Below are 17,636 nucleotides of genomic sequence, written 5' to 3' on the forward strand. Positions count from 1 at the left end.
ACACCTACACCACCACCCCCTGAATAACCTTCAATATTTCTCACATTCGGGAAACGTATCTCAATGACCTGTGGACATCAGAAGGCAATCCTCCTTACGGAGGAGCGATCTGGTGGGAGCTGTGGCTTGACCAGCGTCGAGAGCGCCCCGGCCTGCTCGAGCGCATTATAAAGTCATTTAGTCTCGAGATCTCTGCTCGACAGTTACGAATTGGAGACTCGCTGATCGTACACATCCGAGCCACACGACAACAACTTGAGACACTTATTGTAACAGACCTGCCTTTCACTGAGATTCGCACACCCTCGTTCATTGACACTATCGAGGACCTCTCCGACAGTGAGCGATTCGAATATGTTCTTGATTTCTCCACAAGGATTATTCCAGCGGAAGTGGGGGCTCCAGTTGTGTGCCACCTCGACTCCGGAGTCTTCCGAGCGCACACCCTCCTCGAGGGCTCCTTAGCAAGCAGCGACCAGCACTCGATCTTCACAGCTTCAAACGGTCATGATCGTCACGGCCATGGCACATCAATGGCAGGAATTGCGCTCTACGGTGAGCACCTGGATGATCTTCTTCTAGGAACACAAACAATCAGATTAAAACATCGCCTAGAGTCTGTAGAAATCTTCCCCACTCCTGCAGGAGCTCAGCAGCGTGACTATGCCAGCGCCACCATTCATGCGATTTCCATTCCGGAGGCTGGGTCCTCTCGTCGACGCACCTTCTGCATGCCTGTCAGCACAAAGTCTGACACCAACCCCGGCCGGCCGACACTCTGGTCGGCAACGGTAGACGCCCTCGCCGTAGGCACAGACATTCAAGTTCACAGTGACGGATTTTCTCTCATCTCGAAACTAGAACCCGATGCAAAACGTCTCATTATCGTCTCTGCGGCAAACGTGGACGCGAACTCCTACACGATCAATCACCTAGACAACTCAGACATGTCCCCAATCCGAGATCCCGGACAGTCATGGAATGCACTAACGGTTGGTGCTTTTACTCAACTCGATCAGGTTCCGAGCGACCCGAGCTTTCATAGTTACTCTCTAGTAGCACCCGCCGGAGAACTCTCCCCCCACAGCCGAACTTCTTTACTATTTGACGACAAACCATGGCCCATCAAGCCAGAGATATGCCTGGAGGGCGGCAATGTTCTTTTGGACAGGCAGGGTTTTGCAGAACCCAAGCACCCTCTTCTTTCTCTCAGGTCCACCGGTATCAGGAACGATGTGGACCTGACATCGGCCAATGCGACGAGCGCCGCTACTGCGCAGGCCGCACGGCTAGCAGCGCTCGCCATGAGCCGTTACCCCTCCTACTGGCCAGAGACCGTACGGGCTCTTCTGGTTCATGAGGCCAGGTGGACTGAGCGGATGCGCGCGCACTTAGATGCATGCGAGACCAAGAGCGGCCGAGCTCGGCTCTTGCGTCGCTACGGGTGGGGAGTACCGACGGAGGAAGCAGTCCTCACATCATCTCACCGTGCAGTCACCATGGTGGTTCAAGACGAGTTCTGCCCTTTCGATGAGACATATGCAATGCGGGAGCTTCGGCTTCACTCCCTGCCCTGGCCTCGCGACGTCCTTCAGTCACTTGGCGAAGCCGACGTGCGCCTACGCATCACGCTGTCCTACTTCATCGAGCCCTCCGCCACGCGGCGTGGCTGGAAGGGGAAGTACACGTATGCCTCTTACGGTCTCCGCTTCGACCTCAAAGCCCCGACCGACATCAACGTGAAGCGTTTCCTCGCGCGAGTGAATCGACAGGCTCAGGAAGAAGAGGACGAGGACTACTCGTCCACAGATAGCCACTCGAATCACTGGCTACTCGGCACGCGGGCACGACACTACGGTTCACTCCACCAGGACGAGTGGCAGGGCACCGGCGCAGAGCTTGCAGCATGCGACCATATCGCCGTCTACCCCGTCGGTGGCTGGTGGAAGAACAACAATCGACGCGACCGCCGTGACTTACCCGTCCGGTACGCACTCCTGGTCTCGCTGAGCACCTCCACACAGGGAGCCGATCTCTACACTCCGATCGCGACACAGCTCAGCGTCCCCATCACCGCCGTACCCATCGAGGTATGACAGGCTTACGCAGGTCCAAGCCCCGACAATCAACCAAGCCCGGATCACTACCAACTGGCGACTCATCGTCACCGATGAAGGCGGCACTCCTGTCGTCGCCTGCGTCATCGAGATCGTCGACTACCACTAGACCACCGAAGCACCTGAAAGGAAGGCAGGCATGGCCACGTACACCGCACACCCCGACTACGTCGTGCCTACCGGGGACTTCATCGAGGAGTGGATGGAAGAGGAGGGCATCAATGCCGCTGAGCTTGCCCGCCGACTTGATGTGAGCCGAAAGCACATCAGCGAGCTGCTCCGAGGCAAAGCCCCCCTCAGCCACGACATGGCGCTCAGGCTGGAGAACACCACCGGTGTCCCTGCCCGCATCTGGAACCTCCATGAGACCGGGTACCAGGCGACTCTGGCCCGCCAGGCTGCGGACGCGAAGCTGCACCCTAAGAAACTTCCCCGCCTACGATCGTGACAAGCTGGAAGCAGCCCTTCCCGCGCTCCGCTCCCTCACAGTCGAGGATCCCGTGCAGGCCATTCAGAGAGCCCAGGATCTTCTGCGCAACTGCGGAGTGGCACTCACACTGGTTCCAGCGGTGCCGGGGCTCGGCACCCATGGTGCCGCCCGCTGGATCCAATACGCCTGGGGGCACAGCCTCAAGCGAAAGGTGACGATCACGAGCCTGGCTGCGTAGGTTCCAGCTCGCCTCAGACCGCCAGGTCCTCCATCTCCTCGAGCTCCTTGCCCTTGGTCTCGGGCACCCGCAAGAAGACGAAGAGGAGGGACAGCAGCGCAAAGACTGCGTAGAAGCCGTAGGCGAAGGTCAGGCTGATGCTGGAGAAGGTCGGGAACGTGGTGGAGATGAAGAAGTTCGCCACCCACTGGGCCGCAGCCGCCACCGCCAGCGCCCCAGCACGGATCCGGTTGGGGAACATCTCGCCCAGCAGCACCCACACGAGCGGCCCCCAGGTCGCCCCGAAAGCCACGACGAACAGGTTCGCCGCCACCAGCGCGATCGGTGACCACGGCGCCTCCAGGGTCACCTCACCACCACTGACGTTGGCGAAGGAGAAGGCCAGCGCCATGAGCCCCAGCGAGATCGTCATGAAGAACGAGCCGGCCAGCAGCATGGGCCGGCGCCCCACCTTGTCCACCAGGAGGATCGCCAGGATCGTCACCACGATGTTGGTGACCGACGTGATGACCGTGATGGTCAGGGCGTCGGACTCCTGGAAGCCCACAGTGCGCCACAGCGTCGTCGAGTAGTAAAAGATGACGTTGATCCCCACGAACTGCTGGAAGACGGACAGCAGAATACCTACCCACACGATCGGCTTGAGCCCCAGCGCTGAGCCGCGCAGGTCGGACAGGGACTCGCGCTTCTCGGAGTCAATGGTGGAGCGGATCTCCTCGATCTTGAGGTTGACGTTGATGATTCCGGTGAAGTCGTAGAGCACCTGGGAGGCCTTGTCGTAGTCGCCGCGCGCCACCAGGAAGCGTGGGGACTCCGGCAGCCGGAAGGCGAAAAGCCCATAGACGAGGGCCGGCACCCCCTCGGCAATGAACATCCACCGCCAGGCCTCCATCCCCAGCCACAGCTCCTTGGCGGCCCCGCCGGCCTGACCGGAGAACCAGGCGTCGGCCAGCAGGGAGGAGAAGATGCCGACGACGATCGCCAGCTGCTGGAGGGAGCCCAGACGGCCGCGCACGCTCGCCGGAGAGACCTCGGCAATGTAGGCAGGGGCGATGACGGAGGCCGCCCCCACTCCTAGGCCGCCCACCACACGCCACACGATGAAGTCGATGACGCCGAAGGCCAGTCCCGATCCGAGCGCGGAGGCCAGGAACATGACAGCGGCGATGAGCATGACCGGCACCCGCCCCATCCGGTTGGAAACCGGCCCGGCGAACCAGGCGCCGACCGTGCAGCCGATGAGCGCCGAGGAGACGGAAAAGCCCTTGAGCGCATCGCTGAGAGCGAACTGGTCAGAGAGGGCATCGACGGCGCCATTGATGACGGCCGTGTCGAAGCCGAAGAGGAACCCGCCCAGGGCGGCGGCCACGCAGATGCCGATGATGCGAGCGTTGATGCGGCTGACGGTCGAGCCGGCCTCCTCCGAGGTCGAGGCGGGTGAGGAGGTGGCCGGCGGCAGGGAGGAAGAGGACGGTGACGACTGAGAGGACTCTGCCATGGTGTGTTTCCTGACGTCGGAAGAGTCGCGTACGGCACCCACTTCGTGCCGCGCGGCATGGCGGACTCCCTCAGACTACGACCGTGTTCGCCATCACAATAGCCGTTTCGTCCCAGTCCTGTCCCTGGCCGTGACCGGAGTGCTCGCGGGCTGTCGCAGCCCGACGGCGATATGGGAGCACGTCACCGACCTGACCGCCGCCAACCTACGGTCCCTGGGACTAGCGGCGGGCCAGGCCCTGCCGTCGGAAACGACCATCCGCCGGGTCCTGCAGGACCTGGACCCCGCAGACGTTGATGCCCACCAGAGGTCCCGGCCTTGCCTCAGCTGGCTTCAACTCCCGTCGACTTCCGCCGTCGACATCGTCAGGAGAGGGGTGCTGCTGTTTTTTTCCTGACGGAGCCCGATCCCGTGAAGACGAGGAACGGCAAAGCATCACAATGGATACAGATACCGCCTCCAGGCCTCAGCCACTTAGTTGACTGAGATAATAGTTCCATGAGCCCAACGGTTCGGGTGGGCGAAACCCCCACCCTTGTCAGCAGCCTCGTCGACCAGCTCAGGCAGCGGTTGGCGGCCGACGACGCACCCGCGCGCCTCGTCGTCGGGCTTGTGGGAGCTCCCGGTTCGGGAAAATCAACGATTGCTGCGCAGCTGGAGACCGAGCTGAAAGCGGCGGGGATCTTCGCCGGGCTGGTCGCCATGGACGGCTTCCACCTGTCCAACGCCGTCCTGGACGAGCTGGGGCGCGGCAACCGCAAGGGCGCGCCCGACACCTTCGACGTCGAGGGCTACCTGACGACCCTGGACCGGGTGCGGGCCGACGGCGCCCCACGGGTCCTCGTCCCGGTGTACCGGCGGGACCTCCACGAGTCCGTGGCGGCCGGAAGCATCGTGAGCGGGACCGGCGTCGTCGTCACCGAGGGCAACTATCTCGCGCTCGAGACACGCGGTTGGGGCGCGGCGCGCGAGCGAATCGACCTGCTCATCCACATTGACGTGCCCGAGGAGGTGCTCGTGCTGCGACTCATCAACCGGCACGAGGACTTCGGCAAGAACCCGTTAGCAGCCGGCCACTGGGTGCGCACCGTGGACCTGCCCAACGCGCGCCTCATCGCCACGAGCGTCCACCGCTGCGACGAGGTGTGGCGTGAGCCCGAGGACGAACCCGACTCCGACGACGTCGACACTGACGACGTCGACACTGACGACGAGCTCGAATAACGCCTCGGGCCTCGGAACCTGAGGCGTGTCCGTACGGTGGACTGAGACGGCGATGTATCACTCCTCGGACTATTGTCGCCGGGCGTATCCCCGCTGATGCTCCACCAATGATCCGAGGCATCCCATGACAGCCCCCACCGACACCGACACCGCACCGCGCTCCAAGGAGTCCACGGTCGCGGCCCCCGACGTCGAGGCTTCCGCCGACGCGGCCTCCGAGAAGAGGCAGGACCGCAGCGCCCGCATCGCAGTGACGGTCTTCCCGCTCATCATGTTCGGCGCCTTCCTCGCCGCCTTCTTCTCACCCTCCACCTTCGTGCCGCTGGCCGGTTACATGACGCCGTTGCTGGCCGTCACGATGCTGGGGATGGGGATGACCCTGTCCGTCCCGGACTTCACGATGATCGCCCGTCACCCGAAGCCGGTCATTCTGGGCGTGCTCAGCCAGTACGCGATCATGCCGCTGGTGGGCTGGAGCGTGGCGAACCTGCTGCCGCTGTCCCCCGAGCTCAAGGTCGGCATCATCCTCATCGGTTGCGTGCCCGGGGGGACGACGTCGAACGTGGTCAGCTACCTGGCCAAGGGCAACACGGCCCTTTCAGTGTCGATGACGGCCTTCTCCACGATGCTCGCCCCTATCGTCACCCCGTTGCTGACCCTGTGGCTGGCCGGCACCTACATGCAGGTACCGGCCGGGTCGATGGCGCTGTCGATTGTGCAGATCGTGCTGCTGCCGGTGGGCGCAGGCCTGGCCTGCAACGTCTTCTTCCACCGGCAGGTGGCGCGGATCCAGCCGGCGATGCCCTGGGTCTCAGTCGTGGCGATCGCCGCGGTCGTGGCGGCCGTGGCCTCCAAGAGCCAGCCGCTCATCGCCACCGCGGGGCCGCTCATGTTCGCCGCGATCGCCTTGGAGAATGCGACCGGCTACGCCCTGGGCTACGCCGTGGCGCGGGCCTTCGGCGTCTCACGGGCCGACCGACGCACGATCGGTATCGAGGTGGGCCTGCAGAATGCGGGGCTCGGTTCGACGCTTGCCCTGCAGTACCTGAGCGCGGCGGTGGCCGCACCCTGCGCGGTGGCGACCTTCTGGCACACGATCACCGGTTCCCTGCTGGCCATGTACTGGCGCCTGCGCGGGTTCCCGGCCGGAGAGGATCCGCATGCCACCGTGCGCGAGCTGCGCCGTCGCGCCGAGGAGTCCTCGGCTGCGAGGTGAGCCGCTGCCGTTAGGCGGACAGCTGCGCGATCCGCCCCGGAGTGAGCGCCACGGCGCCGGCGACGTCGCGCACGCTGTGCCCTTGAGCCAGCATGGCGTGCACTGACTCCTCCGTCGCGCTTCGCAAGGCCGCCTCGGCGGAGCGGAGAGCCATCCGGTCGTTACCGACCTTGAGGGCCCGCACGATGTACTCCGGCAGACCATCGTCCGGAAGAAGACGGACGTCGATGACGGCTCCCTCTGGCAGGTCCGCCGCAAGGATGATGGCATCGACAATCTCAGCGCGCACCGCTGCAAGAGTAGGGGCCCAGGTATGCGCTGCGGGTTCCTGAACGCACTGCGCCAGCCAGTTGTCCGCCTCGCGACTCACCGTCACGTCATACGTCGTCATCGTCTTGTCCACCCTTTCCCGAGGACCGGCGCAAGGTCGCGATCGATTGCAGCCAGCGTTCCCACCGGCACCTCTCCAGCATGTTGAGGAACAACGGTGAAAGCCCGAACCCCCTCGGCCGACACCACCTCGTACCGTCGATGCGAACCACGTTGACGAGTCATGACGCCTCCCAGCGCCTCGATCCGTCGGTTGAGCTCTCGCACCTTCACTACAGCAGTATATTCGCTAAACAACTCATGTGTACAGCCACTACACACCGTACAGTAGATGATGGCAAGAGCGGGTATCAACAAGCGCTCGCTCATCCAGCACGACGTCGGGGCCGAGAGGAGTCATGTCCTCTCGGCCCCGACGTCGGTCATGGGCAGGCGGCCGACGGCGGCCGGCTCACAGCATGCAGGAGACGCAGCCCTCGACCTCGGTGCCGGTCAGGGCGGCCTGGCGCAGGCGGATGTAGTAGAGGGTCTTGATGCCCTTGCGCCAGGCGTAGATCTGGGCGCGATTGACGTCGCGGGTGGTGGCCGTGTCCGGGAAGAACAGGGTGAGGCTCAGCCCCTGGTCCACGTGCTGGGTGGCCACGGCGTAGGTGTCGATGATCTTCTCCGGGCCGATCTCGTAGGCGTCCCGGTAGTACTCGAGGTTGTCATTCGTCATGAAGGGCGCCGGGTAGTAGACGCGGCCGATCTTGCCCTCCTTGCGGATCTCCACCTTGGCCACGATCGGGTGGATCGAGGAGGTGGAGTTGTTGATGTAGGAGATCGAGCCGGTGGGCGGCACGGCCTGCAGGTTGCGGTTGTACAGGCCGCCCTTCTTGACCTTCTCGGCCAGCTCGGCCCAGTCCTCACGTGTGGGCACGTGCACGCTGGAGGCCGCGAAGATCTCCTTGACGCGCTCGGTGACCGGCACGAAGTCCTGGGTCACGTACTTCTCGAAGAACTCGCCGCTGGCATAGGTCGAGTCCTCGAAGCCCACGAAGCTCTCCCCACGCTCCACGGCCATCTCGTTCGACGCCGTCAGGGCGGCGAACAGGACGCTGGCGAAGTAGACGTTGGTGAAGTCCAGGCCCTCCTCGGAGCCGTAGTGGATGCGCTCACGCGCCAGGAAGCCGTGGAGGTTCATCTGCCCCAGGCCGATGGCGTGCGACTCGTGGTTGCCCCGGTCGATCGAGGGCACGCTGGGCAGGTGGGTCTGGTCGCTGACGGCGGTCAGGCCGCGCACGGCGGTGCGGATTGTGCGGGCGAAGTCCGGGGAGTCCATCGTCTTGGCGATGTTGAGGCTGCCCAGGTTGCAGGAGATGTCCTTGCCCACGTGGGCGTAGGTGAGGTCCTCGTTGAGCTCGCTGGGCTCGGAGACCTGAAGGATCTCGGAGCACAGGTTGGACATGACCACCTTGCCCTTGATGGGGTTGGCCTTGTTGACCGTGTCCTCGAACATGACGTACGGGTAGCCGGACTCGAACTGGATCTCGGCCAGGGTCTGGAAGAAGGTGCGGGCGTTGATCTTCTTCTTCTTGATGCGCCCGTCGTCCACCATCTCGCGGTACTTCTCGGTGACGTTGATGTCCGCGAAGGGCATGCCGTAGACGCGCTCGACGTCGTAGGGGCTGAAGAGGTACATGTCCTCGTTGTTGCGGGCCAGCTCGAAGGTGATGTCCGGGATGACGACGCCCAGCGAGAGGGTCTTGATGCGGATCTTCTCATCGGCGTTCTCACGCTTGGTGTCCAGGAAGCGCATGATGTCGGGGTGGTGGGCGTGCAGGTAGACCGCCCCCGCACCCTGACGGGCCCCGAGCTGGTTGGCGTAGGAGAAGGAGTCCTCCAGCAGCTTCATGACGGGGATGACGCCGCTGGACTGGTTCTCGATGCGCTTGATGGGGGCGCCCATCTCCCGCAGGTTGCTCAGCAGGAGGGCCACTCCCCCGCCGCGCTTGGACAGCTGGAGGGCGGAGTTGATACCGCGGGCGATCGACTCCATGTTGTCCTCGATGCGCACCAGGAAACAGGACACGGGCTCCCCGCGCTGGGCCTTGCCCTCGTTGAGGAAGGTGGGGGTGGCCGGCTGGAAGCGGCCGGACATCATCTCGTCGACGAGGTCGAGGGCCAGCTGCTCATCGCCGTCGGCCAGGGTGAGGGCCACCATGGTGACGCGGTCCTCGAAGCGCTCCAGGTAGCGCTTCCCGTCGAAGGTCTTGAGCGTGTAGGACGTGTAGTACTTGAAGGCGCCCAGGAAGGTCTCGAAGCGGAACTTGTGGGCGTAGGCGGCCTTGAAGGCGGACTTGACGAACTCCGGGGAGTACTTGTCCAGGATGTGGCCCTCGTAGTAGCCCTCCTCAACCAGGTACTTGAGCTTCTCCTCCAAGTCGTGGAAGAAGACCGTGTTCTGGTTGACGTGCTGGAGGAAGTACTGCCGGGCCGCCTCATGGTCGGCGTCGAACTGGATCCTGCCCTGCGCGTCGTAGAGGTTCAGCTTCGCGTTGAGCGCGTGGTAGTCCAGCTCCGGGGAGGACACAGTCTCTGAGCCGGTGTCCGTCAGCGTGTCTGCCAAAAGTCTTCCAATCCTTCTTTGACGCGTGCAACGTCCGTGGGGGTGCCGAGCAGCTCGTAGCGGTACAGGAACGGCACCCCCAGCTTGCTGGCGATGATGTCACCCGCCAAGCAGTAGGCCTGGCCGAAGTTGGTGTTGCCCGAGGCGATGACGCCCCGGCACAGCGCCCGATTGTCCGGGTTGTTGAGGAAGGCGATGACCTGCTTGGGCACCGCCCCCTTGACGGAGCCGCCACCGTAGGTGGGGACGACCAGGACGTACTCCTCGTGCACGGTCAACGGCGGATCCGTGCGCCTCAGGGGGATACGTGCCGACGGGAAGCCGAGCTTGCCCACGAATCGGTGCGTGTTCTCCGAGGTGGAGGAGAAGTAGACCAGCAGAGGCCCGCTACTCACGGCGCGCCCCCGCGGCCTCAGACCGCGACAGACTCGACGGCCAAGGCAAGGGTCTTGATCTTGTCCGGACGGAAACCGGACCAGTGGTCCTCTCCGGCGACGACGACGGGAGCCTGGGCGTACCCCAGGGACTTGACCTGCTCGAGAGCCTGGGCGTCCAAGGAGATGTCCACCGTCTCGTAGGACAGGCCAGCCTTGTCCATGGCACGGTAGGTGGCCGTGCACTGGACGCAGTTGGGCTTGCTGTAGATGGTGATCGCCATGTCCGTCTCTTCCTCAGGATCGGGTGGCGGTGACTGCGGCCCGTCCCCGGACAGGGACTGCGCCAGCGGCACCACACGCTTGTCATTCACGGGAGGCCAGAACGGCCCCGCAGAGCAAGACACTACCCCTTGGGGTGATCCGGGTCCATCACCCCAAGATGCTGTGTCTAACGTGGCCCTGTGCACACCACCCCTCCCCTCTGTGGAAAACCTTGACCTCACTGTGGACGGCTGGTGGAGACAGTCCGTGAGCACCCCGCCAGAGGCCCTCGACCCCATCCCCGCAATCCGCACAACGATGGTCCTACACGGGTACGACATCTATTCGCGAGCCTTAACCACAGGCAGGGCCGGTCGTCGTCGGCGCTCTACCCCCAGCCCTGGGGACGGAGACGCAGAATTCACCCCCTCAGACACGCCCGTTCGGCGTGTCGCCACATCCAGCGAACACCCAGCAAGCAGTCGAGACCGAAAGTAGTTGAAGGCGATTGTTCTGACCAGCACCTCACACCTACAACACGAAGCCGGGAGACGCCGCGGGACGCAAGGAGGCCGTTCAGGGTATGCAGCCTCACACCGAGCACGAGACCGACGCCCTAGCATGATTTATATAGGCGGACATATTGTTATGTTATCGTAACAATACGGTTCCCGACCCGCCTCTCCCCAAGGACATCCTCATGCAGCAGGTGTTGAACGATCTACCACTGACACTGGCCTACATCGGTGCCGACCTGGTGGCGCTCGCCATCCTGGTCGGGGCCCTCTACATTCCGCGCCACGGGCGCCGAGACCTCGTGGCCGCCTACATCGGCGTCAATGTGGGTGTCCTGGCCGTCACCCTGCTGCTGTCAACGAGCGATAACGTCGGAGCGGGCCTGGGCCTGGGGCTCTTCGGCGTCCTGTCCATCATCCGTCTGCGCTCCTCCTCCCTGGCCCAGGGGGAGGTGGCCTACTTCTTCGCGGCCCTGGCCCTGGGCCTGCTCGGCGGCATCAAGACCCACCTCATCATCGTCGCCATCCTCATGGCCCTCCTCCTCGCCTCGCTGTGGGTGGGGGACCACCCGGCGCTCATGCGCCACAACCGCAACCAGGTCGTCACCCTTGACCGGGCCATCAGCGACGAGAACGAGCTCATCACCGAGCTCGAGGACCTGCTCGGCGCCCAGGTGCGCAGCGTTGACCTCAAGAGCCTGGACCTGGTCAATGACACCACCATCGTCGAGGTCCACTACCGGCTGCGTCCTCGCTCCCGCACAGCCAGGCCCGCTCAGCCACCGGCCGCCCAGGTGCAGCAGGAGAAGGTGGTGCAGGGTCCCCACCTGGTCCGGGAGGCTCCGCCTCAGGCCCCCGTTCAGGCCGCTACTCAGGCTCAGCCCGCCAGTCAGCAACTCTGGCCCGAGGCCCCCGTGGCCGACAGCGCCGCGAGAGCAGCCACCGCCCCACCCCGGTACGACTGGATCACCGGCCACCGCCGGCAGCACGCCTCCCAGCAGCACGCTCAGGTGGGCAACCCTCCGTCCATAGTGCAGCCCCGCTACAACTGACCCAGCCGGCCCGCCTCACCTGCGGCGCCACCGCGTCAACGCCGCGCACCCAGCACATCCAGTGCACCCACCGTGCGCCCGTCACGCGGCCACCTCCTCCCCACACCACCGCCACCGCTGCTGCCCGGCAGCACCGGCCCCACCTCGCCACTGCCGACCCCGGAAAGGACTGCACCGTGCTGAACACCGACGGCATCAACACGATCACCCTCACCGAGCTCAACTCCGAGGCAAGTCTCCTGACTCGCATGGACCGCAAGTACCTAGTGCCCCCGGGCGACACCCAGCACGTCATCAGCCACCTGGCCCCGCGGGCCCGGGTCCTCCAGATCGACGGCCTGCGCCACTTCCGCTACGCCTCGACCTACTTCGACACCCCGGGCCTGGATGCCTACTTCCTGGCGGCCCGCAAGCGCCGTCGGCGTTACAAGATCCGCACCCGCACCTACCTGGACTCCGGCCTGTGCTTCCTGGAGGTCAAGACCAACGGGTCGCGCGAGGCCACGGTCAAGGACCGCTTCAAGTACGACCCCGACGACGCCGACCGCATCACGCCCGACGGTCACCTGTTCGTCATCGAGCGCCTCGTGGAGTCCGGCACCTGCACCCCCGACGAGGCGCGCACGATCGCCGATGCCCTCGTCCCGGTCATGGACTCCACCTACAGCCGCACCACCCTGCACCTGCCTCACGACGAGGCCCGCGCCACCTTCGACACCCAGCTCACCTGGGACCTGTTCGGCCCTGACGGCAAGCACCTCGAACGGGGCGTCTCCGTGGGCCACCTCAACGTCGTCGAGACGAAGAACCCCTCCACGGCCTCCCCCACGGACCGCCTCCTGTGGCACCAGGGGCACCGGCCGGCCCGCATCTCGAAGTACGCCACCGGCATGGCCCTGTTGCACGGGAAACTGCCCACTAACCGGTGGAACCGCACCATTAAGCGGGATCTGGGGCGCTACTGGCGTCAGGTCCAGTCGCGCCAGCTCGCGGCCTGAGCAGCGCCGTCACGCCTCCACCTCACCTCTTACCAGCGCCTCCGAAGGACACGGGCCCCACCCCACCTGCGGAGGCGCTGCTGGCCGCCTCATGCCGCGGCGCGGTAAGTCATGCCTCCCCCATGCCCTGTTCACAGCGCGCTCATGGAATGCGCCCGTTGACTGTTTCTCAACGGACGGAGCCGCACAACGCCGCGGCGCGCTGAGGGCGCACCCCTGCTGCCCACCCCGCGGTCAGGCCCCGTCACCGGTCCGAAAATGACCCGACAGGAGCCTCCCGATGAGCCTGACCACCCTGACCTACATCGCCGCCGACCTGACCGCCCTCACCGTCCTGGTCGGGGCCCTCTACGCCCCACGCCACTCCCGCAAGGACCTCATGGCCGCCTATATCGGCGTCAACGTGGGCGTCCTGGCCGTCACCCTGCTGCTGTCGACGGCGAGCGTCGCGGCCGGCCTGGGCCTGGGGCTCTTCGGGGTCCTGTCCATCATCCGCCTGCGCTCCACCGAGCTGGCCCAGCACGAGGTCGCCTACTTCTTCGCGGCCCTGGCCCTGGGCCTGCTCGGCGGGATCCAGACCGCACCCATCGGGATGGTGGCGGCCCTCATGGGCACCGTCGTCGCCGCCCTGTGGATCGGCGACCACCCCGCGCTCATGCGCCGCAACCGTCACCAGGTGATCGTCCTCGACCACGCCATCACCAACGAGACCGCCCTCATCGCCCACCTGGAGCACACCCTGGGCGGGCAGGTCCGCTCGGTGGAGGTCCAGCGTCTCGACCTGGTCAACGACACCACCACCGTCGACGTCCGCTTCCGGGTGCCGCGCCACACCCCCGCCGAGCTCGAGACCGCCACGGCCTTCGACGACGCCGTCCCCGCCGCGCAGTCGGCCACCGAGCCGGTCGGCGCCGTCGCCCGCGAGGCGCAGACCGCCCAGGCCTGGAACGGCACGCGCCTGAACGCCGCGCAGACCGGCGCCCGCCCCCAGGCCGTCCAGGCCCAGCCCCTCACCATGGCGCCGGCCGCCCAATACGTCACTCGCTCCAGCAGCCAGGCGGCCTCACCCGCGGCCGTGGCTTCGCGCTGACCGCTGGCCCGAACGAGCCCGACAGGACAGGCCAGGACAGACAAGGACCCCCGATGATGACTTCGACGACGATCTCGACAAGGATCTCGATGACGACCGCGAGCCCCTCCCCGGCAGCCTCCTGCGTGGCGCCTCAGGCTCCGACGTCGGCCCCCCTGAGCGCCGACCACCTGGCCTCCACCAGTCTCGCCGAGCTCAACGGCGCCGCCGGCCTGCTGACCCGGGTGGACCGCAAGTACCTGGTGCCACTGGAGCGCGCGCAGAGCCTCGTGGACGGCCTCACCTCCGACGCCCGGGTCCTGGACATCGACGGGAGGCGCCGCTTCTCCTACGCCTCAACCTACTTCGACACCCCGGGGCTGGAGGCCTTCATGCTCGCGGCTCGCAAGCGGCGTCGGCGCTTCAAGGTGCGCACCCGCACCTACCTGGACTCCGGCCTGTGCTTCCTGGAGGTCAAGACCCGTGGCGCACGCGGCACCACCGTCAAGCGGCGCATGGGCTACCACCCCGACGACGCCTCCCGCCTCACCGGCCCGGGGCGCGCCTTCGTGGCCGCCTGCCTGGCGAGCACGGGGGTCACCGGCCCGGCCGCGGCCCAGCAGGTCGCCGCCGCGCTGCGGCCGGTGCTGGCCACCACCTATGAGCGCACCACCCTGCACCTGCCTGAGGCCGAGGCCCGGGCCACCATCGACACGGCCCTGACCTGGCGGCGCCTGACACCAGAGGTCCCCGCGAGGACCGCCATCGGCGCCGGGGCCCCGCAGGCCCTGCGCCCGGCCCACCTGACCGCAGCCATCGACGACGGCGAGCCGGTGGCGGTAGCGGGTGTCGCCGTCGTCGAGACGAAGAACCCGGCCACACCCTCACCTGCGGACCGCGCCCTGTGGGACGCCGGCCACCGCCCCACCCGCATCTCGAAGTACGCCACCGGCATGGCGCTGCTCCACCCCGAGCTGCCCGCCAACCGGTGGTACCGGACCCTGACCCACGAGCTCGCCGACCTGTTCGGCACCGACCGCTCCAGCCTGGAGAGCATCGGCGCCACGCGCGCCACCGCGAGCGCCGCCTGAGCGCCGCACCCAGACCATCCACGATCCGACACCGGACCCGAGAAGAACCCGAGAAGAAGAGGCCCAGACACCATGAAGACCACCAAGACGACGACCACGCCCCTCCACCGACTCCGCCGTCGTGCGACCGGAGCCGTCGCGTTCCTGGCCACGATCGCCTTGGCGGCCGGCTGCTCGACCTCCTCGGCCTCCAGCAACGCCAGCGCCTCGAGCTCGAGTGAGTCGGGCACGACGTGGACGACGATCTCCTCGTCGGTCGCCAAGGCGTCGACCGGCGCGAGCGTCTCCGACATCCTGGGGGCGAACGCCTCGGTGCAGGACGCCTCGAGCTCCGCGGACGACGCCGGGACCCCGGACACGTCGTCGGCCACCACGATCACGCTGTCGGGGTCGTCGGCCTCGGCCAGCGGGTCGGCGTCGAGCAACGTGAAGGTCGATGGGGGCACCGTCACCATCAGCGGCGGTGGCACCTACGTCATCAGCGGCGAGCTCAGCAACGGGCGGATCGTCGTCAACGCCCCCAAGGCGGACGTGCGCCTGGTCCTCAGCGGCGCGAGCATCACGAGCTCGGACGGGCCGGCCATCGACATCCAGGACGCCGGCAACGCGATCGTGGTCCTGGCCAAGGACTCCAAGAACACGCTGACCGACGGTGCGAGCTACGCCTCGGGGCAGGAGGCCACCGCGGCCCTGTTCTCCTCCGACACCCTCACCGTCACCGGGACCGGCCAGCTGGACGTGACCGGCTCCTACAAGGACGGCATCTCCTCCAAGAACGGCCTCATCATCACCGGCAGCACCACCATCAAGGTCAAGGCCGCCGACGACGGCCTGCGCGGCAAGGACTACCTGGTGGTCGAGTCCGGGACTCTGACGGTGGAGGCCGGAGACGACGCCCTGAAGTCCAGTGAGGGCGATGATGAGACGAAGGGCTTCGTCTCCCTGGGCAAGGCGAGCATCACGCTGACCTCCACCGACGACGCGATCTCGGCGACCACGGACGTCACCGTCAAGGACACGACCCTGACGATCACGGCCGGCGGCGGCCAGGCCAACGCCACCGTTGAGGAGCAGGCCCCGCCCGGGCAGGAGTCGACGACGGACTCCTCGACGCCCTCGCCCAAGGGCATCAACGCCGGGGTGAGCTACACGCAGGACTCCGGGAAGGTCACCGTCAACGCGGCCGATGAGGGGCTGCAGGCGGCGTTCATCAACGTGGCCGGCGGGGAGCTGTCCATCGCGGCCGGCGACGACGGAATCAACGCCTCCAACGGCGACCACGTCATCGAGGGGCATGAGAATGCCGACTCCGAGTCCGACGACGGCTCGGTGCTGACGATCAGCGGCGGCGAGGTGGAGGTCTCCTACGCCTCCTCCGACGGTATCGACTCCAACGGCTCGGCCTACGTCAAGGGCGGGATCGTGGTGATTTCGGGTCAGGCCGGCGCGATGGACGGCTCGGTGGACGCCAACGGCGAGAGCCAGCTCGTGGGGGTGACGGGCTCGCCGTCGGTGAGCGCGGGGGACACGCTCACCGTCACGGATGCTTCCGGCTCGCAGGTGGCCTCGCTCAAGGTGGACTTCACGGCTGAGGCGATCACGGTGCTGGGGCTCACCGAGGGCCAGCAGTACACGGTGGCGACGTCGTCGGGCGGCTCGGCGACGGGGACGGCCTCGGCGCTGTCGGCCGGGACGGGCGGCCCCATGGGTGGTGGCGCCGGTGGTCAGGGAGGCCAGGGCGGTCAGGGCGGTCAGCCCGGCGGCGGCCAGGGCCAGCAGCCCGGTAGCGGGCAGCAGTCCAACGGCCAGCAGTCCGGCAGCCAGAGCAACCAGAACAGCCAGTCCGGCAGTCAGTCCAGCACCGCCCAGAGCAGCTGACCCGGGCTGGACACTGAAGGGGGCCGCAGCGCAACGCTGCGGCCCCCGAAGCGCGTCGGTTCACGATAGGTCGAGGAGGCTTATTCACAGGACTAGCCGGCGCCGACATCTGCGCAGGTCACAGCACCTTCGGCGGACGCTGTAAATAAGCCTCAGTGTCTCAGATGTCATGAGACAACACAGCGTAGGCCGCCGTCGCGTTCGTAGGGTAGGCCTTGCGTTCGGGGGTTAAGGGTACGAACGCGAGGCATAAGGTACGACCTCGACGACTCGGCGCTCACCACCGCCCCTATGGTCGCCTCTATCTCCTGCAGAGCGACTTATTCAGCACTCCACGACGTTGACGGCCAGGCCGCCGCGGGGGGTCTCCTTGTACTTGGCGAGCATGTCCTCGCCGGTCTGGCGCATCGTCTCAATGACGGTATCGAGGCTGACGGCGTGCCGGCCCTCGCCCCACAGGGCCATGCGGGCGGCGTTAATGGCCTTGACCGCGGCCACCGCGTTGCGCTCGATGCAGGGGATCTGGACGAGTCCACCCACCGGATCGCAGGTGAGCCCCAGGTTGTGCTCCATGGCGATCTCAGCGGCGTTCTCCACCTGAGCGGGCGTCCCGCTCAGGGCCTCGGCCAGGCCGGCGGCCGCCATCGAGGAGGCCGACCCGACCTCCCCCTGGCAGCCCACCTCGGCCCCCGAGCTTTGCGATCTCAGCCCCAAATAGGCCTTCGGTGTCACGA

At 66.1% G+C, this 17,636-nt stretch carries 16 protein-coding genes and 2 pseudogenes; 11 read left to right on the forward strand and 7 right to left on the reverse strand.

What is annotated here, in order from left to right; translation table 11 throughout:
* Positions 1-407: 407 nt before the first annotated feature.
* The 3 genes and pseudogenes from BKH20_RS15075 to BKH20_RS14790 form a co-directional block, all read left to right on the forward strand.
* A pseudogene (locus tag BKH20_RS15075) lies at positions 408-1,439 on the forward strand (S8 family peptidase); the annotation flags it as partial.
* Positions 1,440-1,499: 60 nt separating this feature from the next.
* Complete coding sequence (locus tag BKH20_RS14785; protein ID WP_256693161.1) at positions 1,500-2,096, forward strand: hypothetical protein; 597 nt, start codon at positions 1,500-1,502, stop codon at positions 2,094-2,096.
* Between the two features lie 160 nt (positions 2,097-2,256).
* Positions 2,257-2,565 (forward strand): HigA family addiction module antitoxin, encoded by a 309-nt coding sequence (locus BKH20_RS14790; protein ID WP_075391227.1) that lies wholly within the window; start codon positions 2,257-2,259, stop codon positions 2,563-2,565.
* A gap of 233 nt (positions 2,566-2,798) precedes the next feature.
* On the opposite strand, the gene BKH20_RS11850 is transcribed toward BKH20_RS14790, so the two are convergent.
* The gene (locus BKH20_RS11850) at positions 2,799-4,283 is read right to left on the reverse strand and encodes a sugar porter family MFS transporter (RefSeq protein WP_075371137.1); all 1,485 of its coding nucleotides are present in this window, start codon (positions 4,281-4,283) and stop codon (positions 2,799-2,801) included.
* Between BKH20_RS11850 and BKH20_RS14795 the strand changes: the two genes are divergently transcribed.
* From BKH20_RS14795 to BKH20_RS11865, 3 genes are all read left to right on the forward strand, one after another.
* Positions 4,282-4,680: a transposase family protein gene (locus BKH20_RS14795; RefSeq protein WP_256693162.1), complete on the forward strand. Its 399-nt coding sequence runs from the start codon at positions 4,282-4,284 to the stop codon at positions 4,678-4,680. The two genes, BKH20_RS11850 and BKH20_RS14795, sit on opposite strands and share 2 nt — an antisense overlap.
* A 101-nt stretch (positions 4,681-4,781) precedes the next feature.
* The gene (locus tag BKH20_RS11860; RefSeq protein ID WP_075391228.1) at positions 4,782-5,507 is read left to right on the forward strand and encodes an NB-ARC domain-containing protein; all 726 of its coding nucleotides are present in this window, start codon (positions 4,782-4,784) and stop codon (positions 5,505-5,507) included.
* A 124-nt stretch (positions 5,508-5,631) separates the two neighbouring features.
* Positions 5,632-6,723 (forward strand): bile acid:sodium symporter family protein, encoded by a 1,092-nt coding sequence (locus BKH20_RS11865; RefSeq protein WP_075391229.1) that lies wholly within the window; start codon positions 5,632-5,634, stop codon positions 6,721-6,723.
* A 10-nt stretch (positions 6,724-6,733) separates the two neighbouring features.
* On the opposite strand, the gene BKH20_RS11870 is transcribed toward BKH20_RS11865, so the two are convergent.
* The 5 genes from BKH20_RS11870 to nrdH all read right to left on the reverse strand — a co-directional run bounded on the left by BKH20_RS11870 (position 6,734) and on the right by nrdH (position 10,319).
* Positions 6,734-7,012, reverse strand: a complete 279-nt coding sequence (locus BKH20_RS11870; protein ID WP_256275234.1) for a hypothetical protein — start codon at positions 7,010-7,012, stop codon at positions 6,734-6,736.
* Between the two features lie 98 nt (positions 7,013-7,110).
* Entirely contained in the window at positions 7,111-7,422 is a 312-nt protein-coding gene (locus BKH20_RS11875) for a type II toxin-antitoxin system HicA family toxin (protein WP_256693163.1), read from the reverse strand.
* Positions 7,423-7,504: 82 nt separating this feature from the next.
* The gene (gene nrdE, locus BKH20_RS11880; RefSeq protein WP_070662658.1) at positions 7,505-9,661 is read right to left on the reverse strand and encodes a class 1b ribonucleoside-diphosphate reductase subunit alpha; all 2,157 of its coding nucleotides are present in this window, start codon (positions 9,659-9,661) and stop codon (positions 7,505-7,507) included.
* Positions 9,646-10,056, reverse strand: a complete 411-nt coding sequence (gene nrdI / locus BKH20_RS11885) for a class Ib ribonucleoside-diphosphate reductase assembly flavoprotein NrdI (protein WP_075391231.1) — start codon at positions 10,054-10,056, stop codon at positions 9,646-9,648. The genes nrdE and nrdI overlap by 16 nt, the downstream gene beginning before the upstream one ends.
* 17 nt (positions 10,057-10,073) lie before the next feature.
* Positions 10,074-10,319, reverse strand: a complete 246-nt coding sequence (gene nrdH, locus BKH20_RS11890; RefSeq protein WP_003788409.1) for a glutaredoxin-like protein NrdH — start codon at positions 10,317-10,319, stop codon at positions 10,074-10,076.
* Positions 10,320-10,999: 680 nt separating this feature from the next.
* On the opposite strand from nrdH, the gene BKH20_RS11895 reads away from it, so the two are divergent.
* The 5 genes from BKH20_RS11895 to BKH20_RS11915 all read left to right on the forward strand — a co-directional run bounded on the left by BKH20_RS11895 (position 11,000) and on the right by BKH20_RS11915 (position 16,902).
* Positions 11,000-11,866 carry a DUF4956 domain-containing protein gene (locus BKH20_RS11895; protein ID WP_075391232.1) on the forward strand — a complete coding sequence of 289 codons (867 nt, stop codon included), beginning with the start codon at positions 11,000-11,002 and terminating at the stop codon, positions 11,864-11,866.
* Between the two features lie 176 nt (positions 11,867-12,042).
* Positions 12,043-12,864, forward strand: coding sequence for a polyphosphate polymerase domain-containing protein (locus BKH20_RS11900; RefSeq protein WP_075391233.1), 822 nt, complete (start codon positions 12,043-12,045; stop codon positions 12,862-12,864).
* A gap of 280 nt (positions 12,865-13,144) precedes the next feature.
* The gene (locus BKH20_RS11905) at positions 13,145-13,954 is read left to right on the forward strand and encodes a DUF4956 domain-containing protein (protein WP_075391234.1); all 810 of its coding nucleotides are present in this window, start codon (positions 13,145-13,147) and stop codon (positions 13,952-13,954) included.
* 89 nt (positions 13,955-14,043) lie between these two features.
* Positions 14,044-15,024 (forward strand): polyphosphate polymerase domain-containing protein, encoded by a 981-nt coding sequence (locus tag BKH20_RS11910; protein WP_075391235.1) that lies wholly within the window; start codon positions 14,044-14,046, stop codon positions 15,022-15,024.
* Positions 15,025-15,096: 72 nt separating this feature from the next.
* Entirely contained in the window at positions 15,097-16,902 is a 1,806-nt protein-coding gene (locus BKH20_RS11915) for a carbohydrate-binding domain-containing protein (RefSeq protein ID WP_075391236.1), read from the forward strand.
* Between the two features lie 324 nt (positions 16,903-17,226).
* Here BKH20_RS11915 and BKH20_RS11920 read toward each other — a convergent pair.
* A pseudogene (locus BKH20_RS11920) lies at positions 17,227-17,595 on the reverse strand (L-serine ammonia-lyase, iron-sulfur-dependent, subunit alpha); the annotation flags it as partial.
* Between the last annotated feature and the right edge of the window lie 41 nt (positions 17,596-17,636).

This window comes from Actinomyces oris, assembly GCF_001937445.1.
GTDB lineage: Bacteria > Actinomycetota > Actinomycetes > Actinomycetales > Actinomycetaceae > Actinomyces > Actinomyces acetigenes.